Here is an 18,318-nt window from a genome sequence, read left to right on the forward strand (position 1 = left end):
CGGCCTCGGCCGCCGCGAGCGCCGCCCGGGCCGCCGCGGCGCGGGCCTCGGCGGCCTCGGCCTCCGCCTGGGCGGCCGCGGCCCGGAGGGCGGCGAGATCCGGTGTCGCGTTCTCGCTCATGGGACCACAGACTAGGGCGGACCGCCCCGCCCCGACACCGTTGCCAGGACCGATCGGGACCCAACCGGACGGATCGAGTTATCCCGGACCGGACCGGATCGAGCGTCGACCGGCGTCGGCGGCTTCGTCCGGGGCGACCCGGTCCACAGACCCGGCGGGATGCCGGACGTTCCCCAACCGTGACCGTGGCCCGGCCGGGCCCGGTCCGCACGTTCTAGCGTCCTTCGGTGTGGAGCGTCGAGGTACCGAGCCGCGGGATCGGCTGCGGCGCGTGCTCCGGGTGGCCTACGCCGTGCCCGACAGCACGGCCGACAGCACGCCCGACATCGCATTCGGCACAGCACCGGCCGGGGTGGCCGAGGAGCCGGGACGTGCCCGCGACGAACCGGGTGGGCGGCCGGCCGCAGTCGCGGACCCGTGGGCACGGGACGACTCAGCGGACTCGGACGATTCGGACCACTCCGACCGCTCAGGTGGGCGCGCCGGCGGATCCACGACGCCGCGCCCGAACGACCGCGGCCGCTCTCCGGCGCCCCTCGCGCGACCGCGGGCCGGCGGCTCACGAAGCCGCTTGGCCATGCCCACCTCGATGGCGGCCCGGGTCGGGATCGCGGTGGTCGTCCTGGCCCTGATCGCGCTCGTCATCGTCTGGCCCCGGGACTCGAGCGAGCCGCCGCTGCCGCCGCTCGCAACACCCTCCGCCCCGGATCCGGCCGGTCCCGCCGCCGCGCCGGAGGGCGCCACCGGGCCCGAGACCTCCGTGCCCGGCACCGGCGGCACCGGCGATGCTGGGGCTGCCGACGAGACCCTTGGAACCCTCGTGATCCACGTGGCCGGAGCCGTCTCCTCGCCCGGGGTGTACGACCTGACGGCCGGCTCCCGGGTCAACGACGCCGTCCTCGCGGCGGGCGGCCCCACCTCCGACGCCGACCTCGACGCCGTGAACCTCGCCGGCTGGCTGCAGGACGGGCAGCAGGTGTACGTGCCGGTCCTGGGGGAGACGCTGCCGCCCGCGGCCGTGGGCGCCCCTGACCCGGCCGGGACCGCCGACGGTCCCGACACTGCCGGCCCTGCCGGCACGATCGGCCCCGTCGACCTGAACACGGCGACTGCGGCCGAGCTCGAGACGCTGCCCGGCATCGGACCCGCCCTCGCCCAGCGGATCCTCGACCACCGCAGCGAGAACGGCGGCTTCACCAGCATCGACCAGCTGGACGACGTCTCCGGGATCGGACCGGCGACGATGGAGCGGCTGCGTGACCTGGTGACGGTGTGAGGACCCCTCTCGACCTGCGCCTGCTGCCCGCGGCCGCGCTCGCCTGGGCCGGGAGCTGGCTGGTGCTGGTCGTCCCACCCGTGGCCGCGACCGCCGTGGTGCTCGGCCTGCTCGTCTGCACCCTCGGGTGCCTGCACCGGCTCGGCCGCCGCCACCGGGCGAGGCACCGGTTCACCCCGCGGGAGCGGGTGCTGGCTGCGGTGGCCCTCGGCTGCCTGGTCGGGGCCGCGGTCCTCGGTCTCGCGGCCCCGCGGGTCGCTGCACGTGCGGCCGCGGTCGCCCCGGTGGTGGGGGAGCGCGGCGTGGCCACCCTCGTGATCGGTGGTGAGCCGCAGGAACTCCCGGGATGGTCCGGGGCGAGCCTGCGGGTGCCGGCCACGCTCGTCGAGGCGAACCTGCCCGGCGGACGGTACGCGCTCGCGGTCCCGGTGACCGTCATTGCGGGGGAGGGCTGGGAGAACCTGCCGGTGGGCGGCCGGATCCGCACCGACGCACGGTTCGCGGCCACCGATGCCGGAGACGCCGCGGCGCTCCTCGTGATCGCCGACGGCGCCGGGGTCTCCGAGCGTGCCCCGCCCTGGTGGCAGGCGCGGGTCGGTGACCTCAGGGCCGGACTCGTCGCCGCCAGTGCCGGCCTCGCCCCGCAGGCCCGCGGCCTCGTGCCCGGTATCACCCTGGGCGACGTCCGAGCGCTCCCGGTGCCGCTGGAGGAGGACCTCCGCACGGTCGCGCTGACCCACGTCACGGCCGTCTCCGGTGCTCACGTGGCGATCATCCTGGGCACGGTCCTGCTCGCCGTGTGGTGGGCGCCCCGGTGGCTGCGGGTCGGCATCGGGGCCGTCGTCCTGGTCGCGTTCGTGGCCCTCGTCTACCCCAGCGGTAGCGTGCTGCGGGCGGCCACCATGGGTGGTCTCATGCTGCTGGGTCTCGCGCTGCGTCGACCGCGCGCGGCCCTGCCGGCACTCTGGGTCGCGATCGTCGCACTGTTGGTCGCGGACCCCTGGATCGCTCGGTCGTACGGCTTCGTGCTCTCCGCCGTCGCCACCGGCGGGTTGCTGCTGTGGGCCGGCCCGCTCGCGGGCGTGCTCGCGCGCTATCTCCCGCGGCCACTCGCACTGGCGGTCGCGGTGCCGATCGCGGCCCAGGCGGCGTGCGCTCCGATCATCGTGCTGCTGCAGCCCGGGGTGGCGCTCTACGCGGTGCCGGCCAACCTGCTGGCGGCCGCCGCGGTGCCACCTGCGACGGTGCTCGGGGTGGTGGCGACCCTGACCGCGCCGGTGAGTCCCGTCGTCGCCGCGGTGCTCGCCGGCTGGGCGGGCTGGTGCACCGCCTGGATCGCGGCCGTCGCGACGTGGGCGGCATCACTCCCGTCGGCCACCGTGCCCTGGCCCGGCGGCCTGGGTGGCGCGCTCCTGCTCGCGGTGCTCACCGGCCTGGTCCTCACCGCCGCGATCCGACGCTTGAGGGGCGGGTCCGGCGCTCGCGCGCCCTGACGTGCCGTGCCTGTCGGCCGGTCGTGGCAGGCTTGGCCCGTGCCTCCCGCTCGTCGTCGTCCCAGCGCTCCCACCGGTCCCACCTGGCAGGACGTCCCGCTCGCCCCCGTGGTACTGGTGCGCGGCCAGGAGACCGTGCTGGCGGACCGGGCGGTGGCCCGGATCGCCACCCTCGTGCGCGAGCACGGAGGTGACTACGAGCAGACGGTGCTGGAGGCGGCCACCTACGAGCGCGGCCAGCTCGAGACGATCGCCAGTCCGTCGCTGTTCGGCGAGCACCGGCACATCGTGGTGAACGGCCTCGAGGCGATGTCGGACGCGTTCCTCGACGACGCCCTCGCCTACGTCGGCACGGCCGGCCCGGAGGTCACCGACGTCACGCTGGTGCTGCGTCACGAGAAGGGGACCCGCGGCAAGAAGCTCCTCGACGCGGTCGCCAAGGCCTCCTACCCGGTGGTCACCTGTGAGGCGATCAAGCGTGATGCGGACAAGGTCGCGTTCGCGGCGGCGGAGTTCCGCACCGCTGGGCGCAAGGCCACGAACACCGCGGTCCAGGCCCTCGTCGAGGCCCTCGGCTCCGACCTGCGTGAACTGGCGTCCGCGTGCCAGCAGCTCATCGCGGACACCAGCTCCACGATCACTCCGGACGTGGTGCAGCGGTACTACGGCGGTCGGGTCGAGGCCACCGGCTTCCGGGTCGCGGACACCGCGATCGCCGGCCACAGTGCCGAGGCCGTCACCCTGCTGCGGCACGCCCTGGAGACCGGGGTGGACCCGGTCCCGCTGGTGGCGGCGCTCGCGGTCAAGCTGCGCACCCTGGCCAAGGTGGCCGCGATGCGGGGCCGAGGCGGGGCCAGCGCATCGGACCTGGGCCTGGCACCCTGGCAGGTCGACCGGGCCCGTCGGGAACTGAGCGGCTGGACGCCCGAAGGGCTGGCGCGCGCGATCACGGCCGTGGCCGACGCGGACGCCGAGGTCAAGGGCGAGGGCCGGGACGCCGAGTTCGCCGTCGAACGTGCCGTGCTCCGGGTCGCGGGCGCACGCGGCCACTAGGCACGCCGTGACGCCCCGGTAGACCGCCGTCGGACCGGAATCTGCCTACGATGCGGCAATGCATCCAGCCGGACTGTCCCTCCTGTGGGAGGACGGCCACCCGCCGGACTCCCTCCGCACCCGCTTCGGTTTCACGGACCTCGACGACGTCGCCGCCTGGCTGAGTGACGTCCTGCGCCGGCACTGGGGCATCACCGTGGCGCGCTGCGAGCGGGTGGTGATCAGCGCCCACAACGCGATCGCGTGGCTGGACACCAGTGCCGGCCCGCTGGTGGTCAAGATCGGCGCGCACGCCCCGGCGTTCGAGCGGCTGGCGGCGATCGCCGACGTGCTGGCCGGACTCGAAGCGGCGGGTGTTCCGGTGGCCGCGCCGTTGCCGTCGCGCGGGGGTGAGCGTCGGATCGTCGCGCACGCCGACCGCCCGCTGTCCGTGGTGGTGCAGCCGCTGGTCGACGGCGAACTTCTCGACCCCACGGACGTGACGGCGGTGCGCGCCGCCGGGGCCGAGCTCGCGCGCTTGCACCTCGCGGCCTCGGCCCTTCCGGCCGGTGCGATCGCTGCGGACCCGTGCCTGCCGGAGCCGGACCCGCGTCGCCGGCTCGCGAACGGGCCGTCGGCCGCCGGGCGGGCACCGCGCGCGAGCGCCCGACTGGCGGACCTGCTCGAAGGGCTCCCCGATCTCGATTCCGCCCCGCAGCTCATCCACAGCGACTACCGCAGCACGAACATCCTGATGGCCGGGCCGAGGGTGGCCGTGATCCTGGACTTCGACGAGATGATGGTGGACCACCGCGTCTATGACGTGGCCCGGGCGGTCGTCAACCTGGCCACCCGGTTCCGGACCTGGCGGCCGACCACACCCGCCACGCGGGAGAGCTTCCTCGCCGGCTACCGCACCATCGCGCCGTTCACGGAGCGCGAGGAGGGCTGGCTCGAGGCGTTCACGCTCTGGTTCGGCCTCGGTTCCGTGCCTGCTGGTGACGACCCGGACGGCTGGGCCGCCGCGGTGGAGCACGGTCTCTGAACACCGCGTCACCGGACCCGCCCGATCGGCCAACCCGTCGCTGGCGACGCCGGGCGGTCGACCTGACGTGACTCGACGCACGCACGGAGAGCGGGATGCCGACTTGCCACCTGTTCGTCACCTCCCGGCCGTGGCGTCTTGGCAGGTTCGTCACCCCCGCCCGGGACCGTGGGAGCCGTGAGAGTCGCAGTGGTGACCGAGTCCTTCCTGCCGAGCGTCAACGGCGTCACGACCAGCGTCCTGCGGGTGCTGGACCACCTCGCCGCCCGCGGCCACCAGGCGGTCGTCGTGTGTCCCGGCCCCGCACCTTCGACGTACGCCGGGTTCCAGGTGCGCGAGTGCGCGGGCGTGGACTTCCAGGGATTCCGCGCCGCCGTGCCGAACCGTCGCCTCGTCAAGGCCGTCCTCGACCTGGCGCCGGACGTGCTGCACGCCGCGGCGCCGTTCGGCATCGGCGCCCAGGCGCTCACCCTGGCCAGGAGGCAGGGGATCCCGAGCGTGGCGGTCTTCCAGACGGACCTGGCCGGCTACACACGCCGGTACGGGCTGTCCCTGACCGCCCCCGCCGCGTGGCGATGGCTGCGCCGGGTGCACAACAGCGCCGACCTGACGCTCGCGCCGTCGACCGGGGCGCTCGCCGACCTCGCCACGGCGGGCATCGACCGGGCCCGATGGTGGGGGCGCGGGGTGGACGCCGGTACGTACCACCCGAACCGGCGCCACCTGGCGGAGGTCAAGGCCCTGCGGGCCCGGCTCGCGCCGGACGGGCAGGTGCTCGTCGGCTACGTGGGCAGACTGGCGCCCGAGAAACAGGTGGAGCGCCTCGCCGTCGCCGCCCGGATGCCCGGGGTCCGGCTGGTGCTCGTCGGCGCCGGTCCGAGCCGTCCGCTCCTGGAACGCGCCCTCGCCGGGACCGATGCCGTGCTGCTCGGCCGTCTCGACGGTGACGACCTCGCGAACGCGTACGCGGCCCTGGACGTGTTCGTGCACGCGGGTACCCAGGAGACCTTCGGGCAGACGCTCCAGGAGGCGGCGGCCGCCGGCCTTCCGGTCGTGGCCCCGGCCAGTGGCGGCCCGAAGGACATCGTCAAGCACGGTCACACCGGCTTCCTGGTCGCGCCGGACGACGACCGGGCGATCGCGGACGCCGTCGCCCTGCTCGCCGCCGACCCGGGCCTGCGCGCACGGATGGGGGAAGCGGGCCGGCGTGACGTGCTGCCGCGGTCCTGGACGGCGCTCGGCGACGCCCTGCTCGGCCACTACGAGGACGCGATCCGCGCTCGCGCGCTGCAGCCGGCCTGAGCCGGCCCGAGCACGCAACCACGAGAACGGCGCCACACCCCGGAAGGGGAGTGGCGCCGTCGGCGTCAGTGCTTGTCTGCTTGTCTGCTTTGTCTGGCTGACAAGCTCGCCCGCGACGCGGGCGGGGCGGCTCAGAGAGCCGCGACCTGCTTCGCCAGGGCTGACTTGCGGTTCGCGGCCTGGTTCTGGTGGATGACACCCTTGCTGACGGCCTTGTCCAGCTTGCGGGAGGCGTTCTTCAGCGCGTCGCCGGCCGCCTCCTTGTCGCCTGCGTCGACGGCCTCACGAACTCGACGCACGTGCGTCTTGAGCTCGGACTTCACGGCCTTGTTGCGAAGGCGCGCCTTCTCGTTCGTGCCGATCCGCTTGATCTGGGACTTGATGTTTGCCACGTGGACTCTCTTGTGTATTCGCTCGCGCGATCTGACGTCGGTGAGGGCTCTGGCCTGACCGGGACTGAGGCGTGGGGATACCTGCGACGGTCAGAGGGCGAGTCGCATGCCGAGGTGGCCGCAGACTCAGCGCACCAGTTTACACGGATTCGGCCGATCAGTGGCCATGCAGATCGTGGAGCGCGTCACTCACCCGGTCGTAGGTGCGTCGGTCCACGGCGGCGCCCTCGCGGCGGACCGCGTCCGCGGGAAGGAACAGCACCCGGTCCAGCCTCACCTCCGAGGGTCGGCCCCGGGAGTCCCAACCGCCGGAGCCGATGTCCAGCCACCGCCGGCCCCAGCGGGCCTCGTCCTCGGCGTCCCGGTCGTGGTCCTTCGAGGTGAGCTGCAGGCCGAGGAATCCCTGGTTGTGGCGGGTCAGGATCAGCACCGGCCGGTCCTTGCCGCGGCCGTCGTTCTCGTCGTAGGGCACCCACGCCCAGACGACCTCGCCGGGGTCGGCAGCTCCGTCGTCACTGGGGGAGTAGCGCAGCGGCGGCAGGCCGCGGCCGACCTCGAACTCCCGGGTCGTGTGCGGGTGCTCGGTCCGTTGCCCGGCGCCCCCACCGGATCCCGGCTCAGGCCTCGGGCGGGCGCCGGAGTTCCGGCGGACGGCGTCGCCGGAACCGCGTCGGCTGGTTCGGCGGGGCCGGAGCAGATCCCGGGCCACGGTCCCCGCCACCCGGAGGGCGCGATCGAGCAGGCTCATGCTCGGTGAGCCTAGCGGGGGCCCCCGGTGGAGCGGCGCTGCTCATGCGCGGAGCAGGAGCGCCTCCCCCTGGCCGCCACCGCCACAGAGCCCGACGGCGGCCCGCCCGGAGCCGCGACGCGCCAGCTCGTGTGCGGCGTGCACGACCAGACGCGCACCCGAGGAGCCGATCGGGTGGCCGAGTGCGATCGCACCGCCGTGGATGTTCACCCGCTCGGGGTCGACGCCGAGCTCGGCCTGCGAGCGGCACACCACCGCGGCGAACGCCTCGTTGATCTCGACGAGGTCCAGGTCCGACACGGTCCATCCGGCGCGGGTCAGGGCCGCGGCGATCGCGCGGGCCGGCTGGGAATGCAGCGAGTTGTCCGGCCCGGCCACCTGGCCGGCCGCGTCCACCACGGCGAGAGCGCCCAGGCCGTGCCGCTCGGCCTCCGCGCGGGAGGTCAGCACCACGGCCGCGGCGCCGTCGGTGAGCTGGGAGGAGTTGCCCGCCGTGATCGTGCCGTCGTCGGCGAACGCGGGCCGGAGCCGCGCCAGGACCTCCTCGGTGGTGTCCGGGCGTACTCCCTCATCGGCGTCGACCACGACCTCCCCCTTGCGACCGCGGATCGTCACCGGCGCGATCTCGGCGGCGAACACGCCGTCGGCCCGCGCTGCCACGGCGAGGCGGTGCGAGCGGGCGGCCAGGGCGTCCTGCTCGGCCCGGGTCAGCCCGAGCGTGGCATTGCCGCGTTCGGTGAGCGCCCCCATCGCATCGCCGTCGACGGCGTCGGTGAGGCCGTCGTGGGCGAGGTGGTCGACGGCGGTCCGGTCGCCGTAGACCCAGCCGGCCCGGGTGCCGGGGAGCAGGTGCGGCGCCTGGGACATGGACTCCATGCCGCCGGCCACCGCGACCGTCGCCTCGCCCGTGCGGATCAGCCGGGCCGCGTCGATGATCGCGGTCAGCCCCGACAGGCAGACCTTGTTGAGGGCGATGGCGTGCGCGCTCGGCGCGATGCCGGCCGCGAGGGCGGCCTGACGCGCCGGGTTCTGCCCGGCGCCGGCCTGCAGCACCTGGCCGAGCACGACGGCCTCGACGTCCGCGCCGGACACTCCGGCTGCGGCCAGCGCGGCGGCGATGGCGTGGGCGCCGAGCGCGGTGCCGGGCAGGCTCGCGAGACCGCCGTTGATCCGGCCGTACGGGGTGCGCGCGGCACCCACGATCACGACGTCATCGGGGGAGGTGGGCATCTGCGGCTCCTTCGGGCGATTCCTGACTTCCATTGTCACCCCACGGCCCGGCCGTGGCCCGCCTCGCGCGGCTCCCGACGTGGATGCCGCGCCGCCCGGTCCGCCGCGCCGGGACCGATCGACTTGACGCCGGAGGTCCGTGTGACACACCATACCTGCAACCTGAGGCACCTCTCAGGTTCTCGATCACGAAGATGTGAGAGGTAGGGCCCATGCACCTCCGGAAGAGGTACGTCGCCGCTTCGGCGCTCGCGGCGTCATTGATGCTGGTCGGCGCGTGCGCGCCGACGCAGGGAGCAGACTCCGAGACCACCGAGGGCGCCGGCGCCGAGACCGGCGCCGAGGTCCAGCCGATCGACGTGGGCGTGGTCTACTCCCGCACCGGCCCCTTGGCCGGCTACGGCGAGCAGTATCTGGCCGCCTTCGAGGCCGGCCTCGACTACGCCACGGACGGCACGAACATCGCCGGCGACTACGAGATCAACCTGGAGATCGTCGACGACGCCGGCGACCCGAACAAGGCGGTGAACGCGTTCAAGGACATGGTCGGCACCGGGATCCCGCTGATCGTCGGCACCGCGTCCTCCGGCGTCGCGCTCCAGGTGGCCCCGTTGGCCGAGCAGAACCAGACCGTCTACATCGTCGGCCCGGCCGCGGTCGACCAGGTGACCGGCATCAACGGGTACACGTTCCGGTCCGGCCGTCAGACCTACCAGGACGTCGCCACGGCCGGGACGTTCCTCGACGACGTCGAGGGCGCGAGCGTGGCCGTGTTCGCCCAGGACAACGCGTTCGGTCAGGGGAACGCGGCCACGGTCGAGGCGGTCCTCGGCGGGGCCGGGGCGACCGTGACCCCGATCCTGGTCGGGGAGAGCGTCACCGAGTTCACCGGTGAGGCCCAGAAGATTCTCGACGCCCAGCCGGACCTGCTCTTCGTCGCCTGGGCCGGCGAGACGACCGCCGCGATGTGGCAGGCACTCGAGCAGCAGGGCGTCATGGAGGCCACCACCGTGGTGACCGGCCTCGCGGACACCGCGTCCTACCAGGCCTACGGCCCGGCGTCGGACCGGATCAACTTCCTCAACCACTACTTCGCCGGTGCCGCGGACAACGAGGTGAACACCGCGATGATCGACGGCATCGAGGCCGCCGGTGGCGTGCCCGACCTGTTCTCCCCGGACGGCTTCAACGCCGCCCTGATGGTGGTCCGCGCCATCGAGGAGGGCGGAGACGACCCGGACGCCATGGTCGCGGCGCTCGAGGGCTGGACCTTCGCCGGTCCCAAGGGCGAGATGACCATCCGCGCCGCCGACCACGCCATGATCCAGCCGATGTTCCAGGTGCGACTCGTCGACGACGGCGGCACCTGGGTCCCCGAGCTGATCCAGGCGATCGCCGGCGACGAGGTCGCCCCACCCGAGGCGGGCTGACCGGACGGGCCGGCGGCCCCGGCCGCCGGCCCGCCCGAACGCGCTCCCGTCGTTGACCGTTCCGGCCTGGAGGCCCAACCATGACCACACCACCCGCCGTCGCCACGCGTGGGCTCGGACTCACGATCGGCGGCGCCCGGATCCTCGTCGACGTGGACCTGACCGTGCCCGCCGGCGAGATGCTCGGCGTCATCGGCCCGAACGGCGCCGGCAAGACCACGCTGTTCAACCTGATCTCCGGGGTGCTCCGCCCCACCGCGGGCACCGTGGAGTTGGACGGCGAGGATGTCGCCGGCCTGAGCATCACCCGCCGGGCCCGCCGCGGGCTCGGCCGGACCTTCCAGACCTCGAGCCTGTTCCCCCAGCTCGACCTCGTCGAGAACGTCCGCCTCGCGTCCCAGGCGAAGGAGGGCGCTGCGATGTCCGTCCTCGCGTTCCCGCTCGCCTCGGACCGCGCCACCGTGACCGCCCGGGACTGCCTGGCCCAGGTGGGCCTGAGCCACCTGGAGACGGTCGCGGCCGGCAACTTGTCCCACGGGGACAAGCGCAAGCTCGAGATCGCCGTGCTGCTGGCCACCGATCCGAGTGTGATCCTGCTCGACGAACCGATGGCCGGCGTCGGCTCGGGTGACGTGCCCGGTCTCACCGAGATCATCCGACGGATGCACCGCGAGCGCGGCTGCACCGTGCTCCTGGTCGAGCACCACATCGAGGTGGTGCTCGGCCTCGTCGACCGGGTGGCCGTGATGCACCACGGCCGGTTGCTCGCGTGCGACACCCCGGAGGTCGTGATGGCCGACGCCACCGTCCAGTCCGCGTACCTGGGGGAGGGCGCATGAGTCCCGAGCTGATCCTGAGCGTGCGCAACCTGAGCGCGAGCATCGCCGGCCAGCAGGTCGTCGAGGACGTCAGCCTGGACGTGCCCGCCACCGGGGTCACCGCCCTCCTCGGCCGCAACGGCGTCGGCAAGACCTCGACGATCAAGGCGATCCTCGGCCTGATCCCGCGGCGCGGGGAGATCCTGCTCGACGGCGTCGGCATCGACCGCGAGCCGACGCACCGGATCGTGCAGCGCGGGGTGGGCTACGTCCCCGAGGACCGTGAGGTGTTCGCCGGGCTGACCGTCGCCGAGAACCTCAAGCTCGCCCAGCGGGGCCCGGACGCTCACTGGGACGTCGTCGAGACCCTGTTCCCGGACCTGGTGCAGCGCTCCGCCCAGTTGGCCGGCACCCTGTCCGGCGGGCAGCAGCAGATGGTGTCCCTGGCCCGGGCGCTGCTCAACCCGAACCGGCTGCTGCTCGTCGACGAACCCACCAAGGGGCTCGCGCCCAAGATCGTGGGCGAGGTCGCCGACGCCCTGGTCCGGGCCGCCGAACTCGCGCCGATCCTGCTCGTCGAGCAGAACCTCGCGGTGGTCAGGGCCCTGGCCCGCGACGTCGTGGTGGTCTCCGGCGGGCGGGTGGTGCACACCGGCCCGGCCGCCGAGTTCCTCGACGATCCCGACCTGGTCCGCCGCCACCTCGGCGTGCATGGCGACGCTCCCGAGAGCGCCGCAGCGGGCGCGGTCCCGGACGGCGCGCACCCAACGGAGGCACCGGCGTGAGCACCGTCCTGTTGCTGGCCATCACCGGTCTCGGCCTCGGCGCCCTCTACTTCCTGGTCGCCTCCGGGCTGTCGCTGATCTACGGGCTGATGGGCGTGCTGAACTTCGCGCACGGCGCCTTCCTGATGTTCGGGGGGTACGCCGGCTACGAGGTGTCCCGGCTGATCGGGGCGACCACCTGGCCCGGGTTCGCTGTCGGTGCCCTCGCCGGTGTTCTGACCGGGGCCGCGATCGCCGCACTCACCGAACTGCTCCTGGTCCGGCGGCTCTACGAGCGTCACATCGAACAGGTCCTCGTCACGGTCGGGCTCGCCCTCGCCCTGGGCGCCCTGGCCTCCGGTGTCTGGGGGACCGACGCGATCATCATCACCGGCCCGGACTGGATGTCCGAGGTGACCGTGATCCTCGGTGCGCGGGTCCCGAACAACAGGTTCCTGGCGATCATCGCCGCCGTCGCCGTCCTGGCCGGGATCGTTCTGTTCCTGAAGTTCACCCGGTACGGGCTGATCATCAGGGCCGGCGTCGAGAACCGTTCGATGGTCACGGCGCTGGGTATCGACGTCCGGAAGTCGTTCACCCTCGTGTTCGCGGTCGGCGGGGCGGCCGCCGGACTGGGTGGCGTGCTCGCCTCCCAGTACTACACGATCGTCTCCCCGCACCTGGGGCCGTCGCTGCTGATCTTCGCGTTCATCGTCACGGTGATCGGTGGCCTGGGCTCGTTGACCGGCGCGGCGATCGCGTCCGTGCTGGTGGCGATGCTGCAGCAGTTCGTCAATTACTACGTCTTCGGACTGGGTGAGTTCGCGGTGGTCCTGGCGCTCGCCCTGGTGCTGCTGATCCGCCCGAGGGGCCTGATGGGAAGGGTGGCGGCATGAACCGCGCATCGGTACTGCGGGTCGGGATCGGGATCCTCGGCGTGATCCTGCTCGCCGCCCTGCCCCTGCTCAACCTCAGGATCCCGGGCGTGCTCCCAGGGGCCACCTACGAGCCCGGCACCCTGCAACTGTTGGCCCTGTGCCTGCTGATCGCCGGACTCGCGCTGAGCTACCACGTCCTGTTCGGGCTCGCCGGGCTGCTCTCCTTCGGGCATGCGCTGTACTTCGCCGCGGGGCTGTACGGTCTCGCGATCGCGCTCAGGCACTGGCAGATGTCCCTGGTCTCGGCGGCCCTGCTGGTGTTCGTCGGGGCGACCCTGCTGGCCCTGATCGTCGGGGCGGTCTCGCTGCGGGTCAGCGGCATCTCGTTCGCGATGGTGACCCTGGCCTTCGCCCAGGCGGGCTCGGTACTCGTGGCCCGCAACCCCGGCGGCCTCACCGGCGGCGAGGAGGGCCTCGGACTGGACATCACGAACATCCCCGAGTCGTTCGTCGGGGTGGTCAACACCCGGAACCTGTACTGGATCTCCTTGGCGATCGCGATCGCCGTGTTCGCCCTGGTGACCTGGTTCGAGCGCTCCCGGGCCGGGCACGTCGCGGCCGCGACCCGGGAGAACGAGCTGCGGGTCCGGGTGATCGGGATGCAGCCGTACCTGGTCCGGCTGCTCGCGTTCGTCACCGCCGGCAGCCTCGCCGGCATCGTCGGGATGGCCTACCTGCTCGTCCAGAACGGCGCCCAGGCCCGGGCCACGTCCGCCGACTTCACGCTGACCCTGCTGGTCATGGTGGTGCTCGGCGGGGTCGGCTCCCGGTGGGGCGCCGTGATCGGCGGTGTCGTCTACACCCTGCTCGATCAGCGGCTCACCGCCCTCGCCGGAGGCGAGTTCATCCAGTCCCTGCCGGCGATCCTGAGGGTGCCGCTGTCGCAGCCGCTGTTCCTGCTCGGAACCCTGTTCATCCTGGTGGTGCTGTTCCTGCCCGGCGGGATCACCGGCACCGTCGCCCGGCTCCGGTCCGGGGGTAGCGTGGCCCGCGCGCGAGCCACACTCGAGCAGGCGGGTGGTGCCGAGAGCGACGGCATGGAGGTCGAGGCCCGATGAGTGCAGCGAGTATCGATCAGTGGCACACCCTCGGACGGTGGCCGGCGGAGCGCGCCCGCGAGGCCCCCGACCGGATCGCCATCGACGACCGCGGCGTGCCGGTCAGTTACGGCGAACTGGAGCGCAGGGCCACCGCGCTCGCCCGTGGCCTGCGCGCCGCCGGCTACGTCCCGGGCGACCGGATCGCCACGCTCACCGGCAACAGCGCCGACCACGTCGTGCTGTTCTTCGCCTGCGCCAAGGCCGGTCTGGTCCTCACGCCCCTGTCCTGGCGCCTGGCGGCCCGTGAGGTCGCCGACCAGCTGGCGATCGCCGATGCCGTCCTGCTGCTGTCCGACCAGACGTTCGAAGCCCTGGCGCGTTCCGCCGTCGCCCGCCTGCGCCGGCCGCCGGCGACCGGCGAGCTCGGCACCAGCGGTGTCGAGGCGAGCGTGCCCGCGCCGTCCCGGAACCCGGCCGAGGTGCCGCAGGCAGTGCGGGAGGTCCGGGACAGCGACCCCTTGCTGCTCACGTTCACCTCCGGCACCAGCGCCCGCCCCAAGGGTGTGGTGCTGACCCATGCGAACTGCTTCTGGACGAACCTGTCCCTGTCCCGTACGGCTCCGATCACGCCCGACGACGTGGTGCTCGCGGTGATGCCGCAGTTCCACGTGGGCGGCTGGAACGTCCAGCCGCTGCTGGCCTGGTGGACCGGCGCGACCGTGGTCCTGGAGCAGACCTTCGAACCGGCCCGGGTGCTGCACCTGATCGCCGAGCGGCGGGTGAGCACCATGATGGGCGTCCCGGCGCACTACCTGATGCTCGCCGAGCAGGCCACGTTCGCCGACGCCGACCTGGCCGCCCTCCGGCTAGCGATCGTCGGCGGTGCGCCGATGCCCGAACCGTTGCTGCGGACCTGGCACGCCCGCGGCGTGAAGCTGGTCCAGGGGTACGGGCTGTCCGAGGCGTCGCCGAACGTGCTCTGTGTCCCGGCGGCGCTCGCCCGGGACCGGCTCGGTTGGGCCGGAACCGCGTACCCGTACGTGGACGTGGCCGTCGCCGATCCGGTCACCGGCGAGGTCCTCGATGGGCCCGCGACCGGTGAGCTCCTCGTTCATGGCCCCGGTGTGTTCGCCGGGTACTTCCGCGACCGGGAGGCGACCGACCGGGCCCTGCAGGACGGCTGGCTGCACACCGGGGACCTCGTGGAGCGCGATGACGAGGGCTTCTTCCGGATCGTCGACCGGCTCTCGGACATGTACATCTCCGGCGGTGAGAACGTCGCCCCGGCGGAGGTGGAGGCGGTGCTGCGGGGTCATCCGGCGGTGGCCGACGTGGCGGTCGTCGGCGAGCCGGACGAACGCTGGGGAGAGGTGGGCATCGCGCACGTCGTCCTGCGCCGCGGGATCGCCACCGACGCGCAGGCCCTGATCGGACACTGCCGCGACGACCTCGCCGCGTACAAGGTGCCCAAGCGGATCGCGTTCGTCGCCGAACTCCCGCACACCGCGTCCGGCAAGACGGTGCGCCGGGAGCTGCGCACCGGCGCGACTACCCAGGTCCCCGCCACGACCGTTCCCGACCCGGCCGATCCCGCCACGGCGCGGCGGGCCGCCCAGCCCCGGAAGGAGGCCCACCGGTGAGCACCGTCCCACGCACCGCCCGGGGCACCAGGACCCGCGCGAAGATCCTCGAGGCCGCCGAGACCGTGTTCTCCGAACTCGGCTACGCGGAGGCCAGCATCGTCAAGATCACCGAGGCCGCCGGCGTCGGGCAGGGCACGTTCTACCTGTACTTCGAGACGAAGAAGCACGTGTTCGACGAACTCGTCGAGGACCTCAACCGCCGGGTCCGGCACGCCATGACCGAAGGGGCACGCGGGGCCACCACCCGGATGGAGGCCGAGCGGGCCGGGTTCGCGGCGTTCTTCGCGTTCACCGCGGAACACCCCGCCCTGTACCGGGTGATCCGGGAGGCGGAGTTCGTCTCCCCGGAGGCCCTGCGGCTGCACTACACCCGGATCGTCGAGGGCTACATCGAGGGCCTGTCCCAGGCCCGGGACGCCGGCGAGATCGGCAACGTGGACCCGACCGTGGCCGCCTGGGTGCTGATGGGCATCGGTGAGATGGTCGGCATGCGCTGGGTCCTGTGGGGTTCCGGCGCCGAAGCGGGCGCCGACGCCGACCCGACGGCGTCCGGCACCTCCGCCGTGCCGCCGGCGGTCTTCGACGAGATGATGCGGCTCATCTCCGGTGCCCTGCGCGCCACCGACCCTTCGGAGGGATCATGACCGACGGACCAACGCAGGACCTCGCCGGGCGGCGGGCCGCCGTCACCGGGGCAGGCAGCGGCATCGGTGCCGCGATCGCCGAGGCGTTCGCGACCCGGGGTGCGCACGTGATCGCCGTCGACGTCAACGCCGAGGCCGCGGCGGCGACGGCGCAGCGAACCGGGGGAGAGGCGTGGGTCGTGGACCTGGCCGACACCGCCGGGCTGCGCGAGGCGCACCTGGACGTGGACATCCTCGTCAACAACGCGGGCATCCAGCACGTCAGCCCGGTCGAGGAGTTCGACCCGGACCGGTTCCACCTCATCCTCATGCTGATGCTCGAGGCGCCGTTCCTGCTGGCCCGGGCCGCGCTGCCGCACATGTACGAGCGTGGCTTCGGCCGGATCATCAACATCTCCTCCGTGCACGGCCTGCGCGCCTCCGCGTTCAAATCCGCCTACGTCAGCGCCAAGCACGGCCTCGAGGGCCTGTCCAAGGTGATCGCCCAGGAGGGGGCCGGGCGCGGGGTCACCAGCAACTGCCTCAACCCCGGGTACGTGCGCACCCCGCTCGTCGAGGCTCAGATCGCCGACCAGGCCCGGGTGCACGGCATCCCACCGGAGCGGGTGGTCAGCGAGATCCTCCTGGAGCGCTCCGCGATCAAGGAACTCATCGAGCCTGCGCACGTCGCCGACCTGGCCTGCTGGCTGGCTTCCCCGGCCGCTGCGATGGTCACCGGCTCCTCCTACACGATGGACGGCGGGTGGACGGCGCGATGAGTTACCGCACCCATGACGTGGCCGTCCGCGGCGGCACCATGCACGTCGCCGAGTGGGGCGACCCGCAGGGTCCGCCGGTGCTCGCCGTGCACGGCATCACGGCCTCGCACCGGTCCTGGGGACTGGTGGCGCAGCGCTTGCCCCAGGTGCGCCTGATCGCCCCTGACCTGCGCGGGCGCGGTCGCAGCCGGGACCTGCCAGGCCCGTTCGGGATGCCCGCGCATGCGGACGACCTCGCGACCGTGCTCGCCGCCCTCGACGTCCCCAGCGCCGTGGTGCTCGGGCACTCGATGGGCGCCTTCGCGTCGGTCGTGCTGTCCCGCCGGCACGCCGAGCGGGTGCGTGAGCTGATCCTCGTCGACGGCGGGGTGCCCGTGGAGCTGCCGGTCGGCCTGGACCCGGAGGAGGTCGGGCCCGCGCTGCTCGGCCCGGCGGCGACGCGGCTCGCCATGACGTTCCCGACCCGGGAGGCCTACCGTGAGTTCTGGCGGGTGCACCCGGCGTTCGCGGACTGGAACGACGTCATCGAGGACTACGTGGACTACGACCTGATCGGCACCGCGCCCGACCTGCACCCGAGCACGACCGTCGAGGCGGTCACCGAGGACTCGCTGGAACTGGCCGGCGGTGAGGCGCTTCTGGACGCCCTCGCCCACCTGTCCCACCGGGCGGCCTGGCTGCGGGCCCCCCGCGGGCTCCTGAACGAGGAGCCGGGTTTGTACTCCCCGGCCTACGCCAGCGCCAATGCCGACCGGCTCGGCCTGGACCTGGCCGATGTCCCCGGCACCAACCACTACACGATCACCCTCGGACCCACCGGCGCGGACGCCGTCGCGGACGTCGTCCGCCGGGCCCTGACCGCTGCGGAGGCGACGGCATGAACGGACTCGACAAGGTTGTACCCGACCCGACCCAGGCGGTGGCGGACATCGGCGACGGAGCCTCCCTCGCCGTCGGCGGCTTCGGCCTGAGCGGCAACCCGATGGTGCTGATCGAGGCCCTCCTGGCTCAGGGAGCGAGCGACCTCGCGATCGTCTCGAACAACTGCGGTGTGGACGACTGGGGCCTCGGCCTGCTGCTCGGGGCGGGGCGGCTGGCGAAGATGACCTCCTCCTACGTCGGGGAGAACAAGGAGTTCGAGCGGCAGTTCCTCTCCGGCGAGCTCGAGGTGGAGCTCACCCCGCAGGGCACGCTCGCCGAGAAGTTGCGCGCCGGCGGCTCCGGGATCGCCGCGTTCTTCACCCAGACCGGCGTGGGAACCCAGGTCGCCGAGGGCGGGCTGCCCCGCCGCTACCACCCCGACGGCACCGTGGCCGTCGCGTCCCCGGTGAAGGAGACCAGGACGTTCGACGGCGCCGAGTACGTCCTGGAGGACGCGATCCGCACGGACTTCGCGCTCGTGCACGCCCTGCGCGGCGACCGCACCGGGAATCTCGTGTTCAACAAGAGCGCCCGCAACTTCAACCCGCTCGCGGCCATGTCCGGGCGGGTGTGCATCGCGCAGGTCGAGGAGCTGGTCGAGCCGGGCGAACTGGACCCCGATCAGATCCACCTGCCCGGGGTGTTCGTGCACCGGGTGGTGCCGGTCGGCACCGGGATCGAGAAGCGCATCGAACGTCGCACCACCCGGACGGAGGGCTGAGG

18 protein-coding genes are annotated in these 18,318 nt (G+C 73.2%); 15 read left to right on the forward strand and 3 right to left on the reverse strand.

Annotation, left to right across the window (positions count from 1 at the left end; translation table 11 throughout):
* Window positions 1-698 precede the first annotated feature (698 nt).
* The 5 genes from EXU48_RS18505 to EXU48_RS18525 all read left to right on the forward strand — a co-directional run bounded on the left by EXU48_RS18505 (window position 699) and on the right by EXU48_RS18525 (window position 6,269).
* Window positions 699-1,397, forward strand: a complete 699-nt coding sequence (locus EXU48_RS18505; protein ID WP_235857130.1) for a helix-hairpin-helix domain-containing protein — start codon at window positions 699-701, stop codon at window positions 1,395-1,397.
* On the forward strand, window positions 1,394-2,890 hold the full coding sequence (locus EXU48_RS18510; RefSeq protein ID WP_133109178.1) for a ComEC/Rec2 family competence protein: 1,497 nt from the start codon (window positions 1,394-1,396) through the stop codon (window positions 2,888-2,890). Before EXU48_RS18505 ends, EXU48_RS18510 begins: the two co-directional genes overlap by 4 nt.
* A gap of 39 nt (window positions 2,891-2,929) precedes the next feature.
* The gene (holA, locus tag EXU48_RS18515; RefSeq protein WP_133109179.1) at window positions 2,930-3,943 is read left to right on the forward strand and encodes a DNA polymerase III subunit delta; all 1,014 of its coding nucleotides are present in this window, start codon (window positions 2,930-2,932) and stop codon (window positions 3,941-3,943) included.
* A gap of 58 nt (window positions 3,944-4,001) precedes the next feature.
* Window positions 4,002-4,967 (forward strand): phosphotransferase enzyme family protein, encoded by a 966-nt coding sequence (locus tag EXU48_RS18520; RefSeq protein ID WP_133109180.1) that lies wholly within the window; start codon window positions 4,002-4,004, stop codon window positions 4,965-4,967.
* Between the two features lie 177 nt (window positions 4,968-5,144).
* A complete protein-coding gene (locus EXU48_RS18525) occupies window positions 5,145-6,269 on the forward strand; it encodes a glycosyltransferase family 4 protein (RefSeq protein WP_133109181.1) in 1,125 nt (374 codons plus the stop codon).
* Between the two features lie 131 nt (window positions 6,270-6,400).
* Here the strand turns inward: EXU48_RS18525 and rpsT are convergent, their stop codons facing one another.
* From rpsT to EXU48_RS18540, 3 genes are all read right to left on the reverse strand, one after another.
* Window positions 6,401-6,661 carry a 30S ribosomal protein S20 gene (rpsT, locus tag EXU48_RS18530; RefSeq protein WP_133109182.1) on the reverse strand — a complete coding sequence of 87 codons (261 nt, stop codon included), beginning with the start codon at window positions 6,659-6,661 and terminating at the stop codon, window positions 6,401-6,403.
* A gap of 157 nt (window positions 6,662-6,818) precedes the next feature.
* On the reverse strand, window positions 6,819-7,409 hold the full coding sequence (locus EXU48_RS18535) for a type II toxin-antitoxin system PemK/MazF family toxin (RefSeq protein WP_133109183.1): 591 nt from the start codon (window positions 7,407-7,409) through the stop codon (window positions 6,819-6,821).
* Window positions 7,410-7,451: 42 nt separating this feature from the next.
* Window positions 7,452-8,639 carry an acetyl-CoA C-acyltransferase gene (locus tag EXU48_RS18540; RefSeq protein ID WP_133109184.1) on the reverse strand — a complete coding sequence of 396 codons (1,188 nt, stop codon included), beginning with the start codon at window positions 8,637-8,639 and terminating at the stop codon, window positions 7,452-7,454.
* A gap of 212 nt (window positions 8,640-8,851) precedes the next feature.
* Here EXU48_RS18540 and EXU48_RS18545 point away from each other — a divergent pair, with 212 nt between their 5' ends.
* The 10 genes from EXU48_RS18545 (at window position 8,852) to EXU48_RS18590 (ending at window position 18,316) form a co-directional block, all read left to right on the forward strand.
* Window positions 8,852-10,069 (forward strand): substrate-binding domain-containing protein, encoded by a 1,218-nt coding sequence (locus EXU48_RS18545; protein WP_133109185.1) that lies wholly within the window; start codon window positions 8,852-8,854, stop codon window positions 10,067-10,069.
* 80 nt (window positions 10,070-10,149) lie between these two features.
* On the forward strand, window positions 10,150-10,908 hold the full coding sequence (locus EXU48_RS18550; protein ID WP_133109186.1) for an ABC transporter ATP-binding protein: 759 nt from the start codon (window positions 10,150-10,152) through the stop codon (window positions 10,906-10,908).
* Window positions 10,905-11,672: an ABC transporter ATP-binding protein gene (locus EXU48_RS18555; protein ID WP_133109187.1), complete on the forward strand. Its 768-nt coding sequence runs from the start codon at window positions 10,905-10,907 to the stop codon at window positions 11,670-11,672. The genes EXU48_RS18550 and EXU48_RS18555 overlap by 4 nt, the downstream gene beginning before the upstream one ends.
* Complete coding sequence (locus EXU48_RS18560) at window positions 11,669-12,547, forward strand: branched-chain amino acid ABC transporter permease (RefSeq protein WP_133109188.1); 879 nt, start codon at window positions 11,669-11,671, stop codon at window positions 12,545-12,547. The genes EXU48_RS18555 and EXU48_RS18560 overlap by 4 nt, the downstream gene beginning before the upstream one ends.
* The gene (locus EXU48_RS18565) at window positions 12,544-13,647 is read left to right on the forward strand and encodes a branched-chain amino acid ABC transporter permease (RefSeq protein WP_133109189.1); all 1,104 of its coding nucleotides are present in this window, start codon (window positions 12,544-12,546) and stop codon (window positions 13,645-13,647) included. Before EXU48_RS18560 ends, EXU48_RS18565 begins: the two co-directional genes overlap by 4 nt.
* A complete protein-coding gene (locus EXU48_RS18570; RefSeq protein WP_133109190.1) occupies window positions 13,644-15,269 on the forward strand; it encodes a class I adenylate-forming enzyme family protein in 1,626 nt (541 codons plus the stop codon). Before EXU48_RS18565 ends, EXU48_RS18570 begins: the two co-directional genes overlap by 4 nt.
* Window positions 15,266-15,916: a TetR/AcrR family transcriptional regulator gene (locus EXU48_RS18575; RefSeq protein ID WP_133109191.1), complete on the forward strand. Its 651-nt coding sequence runs from the start codon at window positions 15,266-15,268 to the stop codon at window positions 15,914-15,916. Before EXU48_RS18570 ends, EXU48_RS18575 begins: the two co-directional genes overlap by 4 nt.
* Window positions 15,913-16,674: a 3-hydroxybutyrate dehydrogenase gene (locus EXU48_RS18580; protein WP_133109192.1), complete on the forward strand. Its 762-nt coding sequence runs from the start codon at window positions 15,913-15,915 to the stop codon at window positions 16,672-16,674. The genes EXU48_RS18575 and EXU48_RS18580 overlap by 4 nt, the downstream gene beginning before the upstream one ends.
* Entirely contained in the window at window positions 16,671-17,555 is an 885-nt protein-coding gene (locus EXU48_RS18585; RefSeq protein WP_133109193.1) for an alpha/beta hydrolase, read from the forward strand. The genes EXU48_RS18580 and EXU48_RS18585 overlap by 4 nt, the downstream gene beginning before the upstream one ends.
* The gene (locus tag EXU48_RS18590; protein ID WP_133109194.1) at window positions 17,552-18,316 is read left to right on the forward strand and encodes a CoA transferase subunit A; all 765 of its coding nucleotides are present in this window, start codon (window positions 17,552-17,554) and stop codon (window positions 18,314-18,316) included. The genes EXU48_RS18585 and EXU48_RS18590 overlap by 4 nt, the downstream gene beginning before the upstream one ends.
* Window positions 18,317-18,318 lie beyond the last annotated feature (2 nt).

Source organism: Occultella glacieicola, from assembly GCF_004353825.1.
In the GTDB taxonomy this organism is placed as follows: domain Bacteria; phylum Actinomycetota; class Actinomycetes; order Actinomycetales; family Beutenbergiaceae; genus Occultella; species Occultella glacieicola.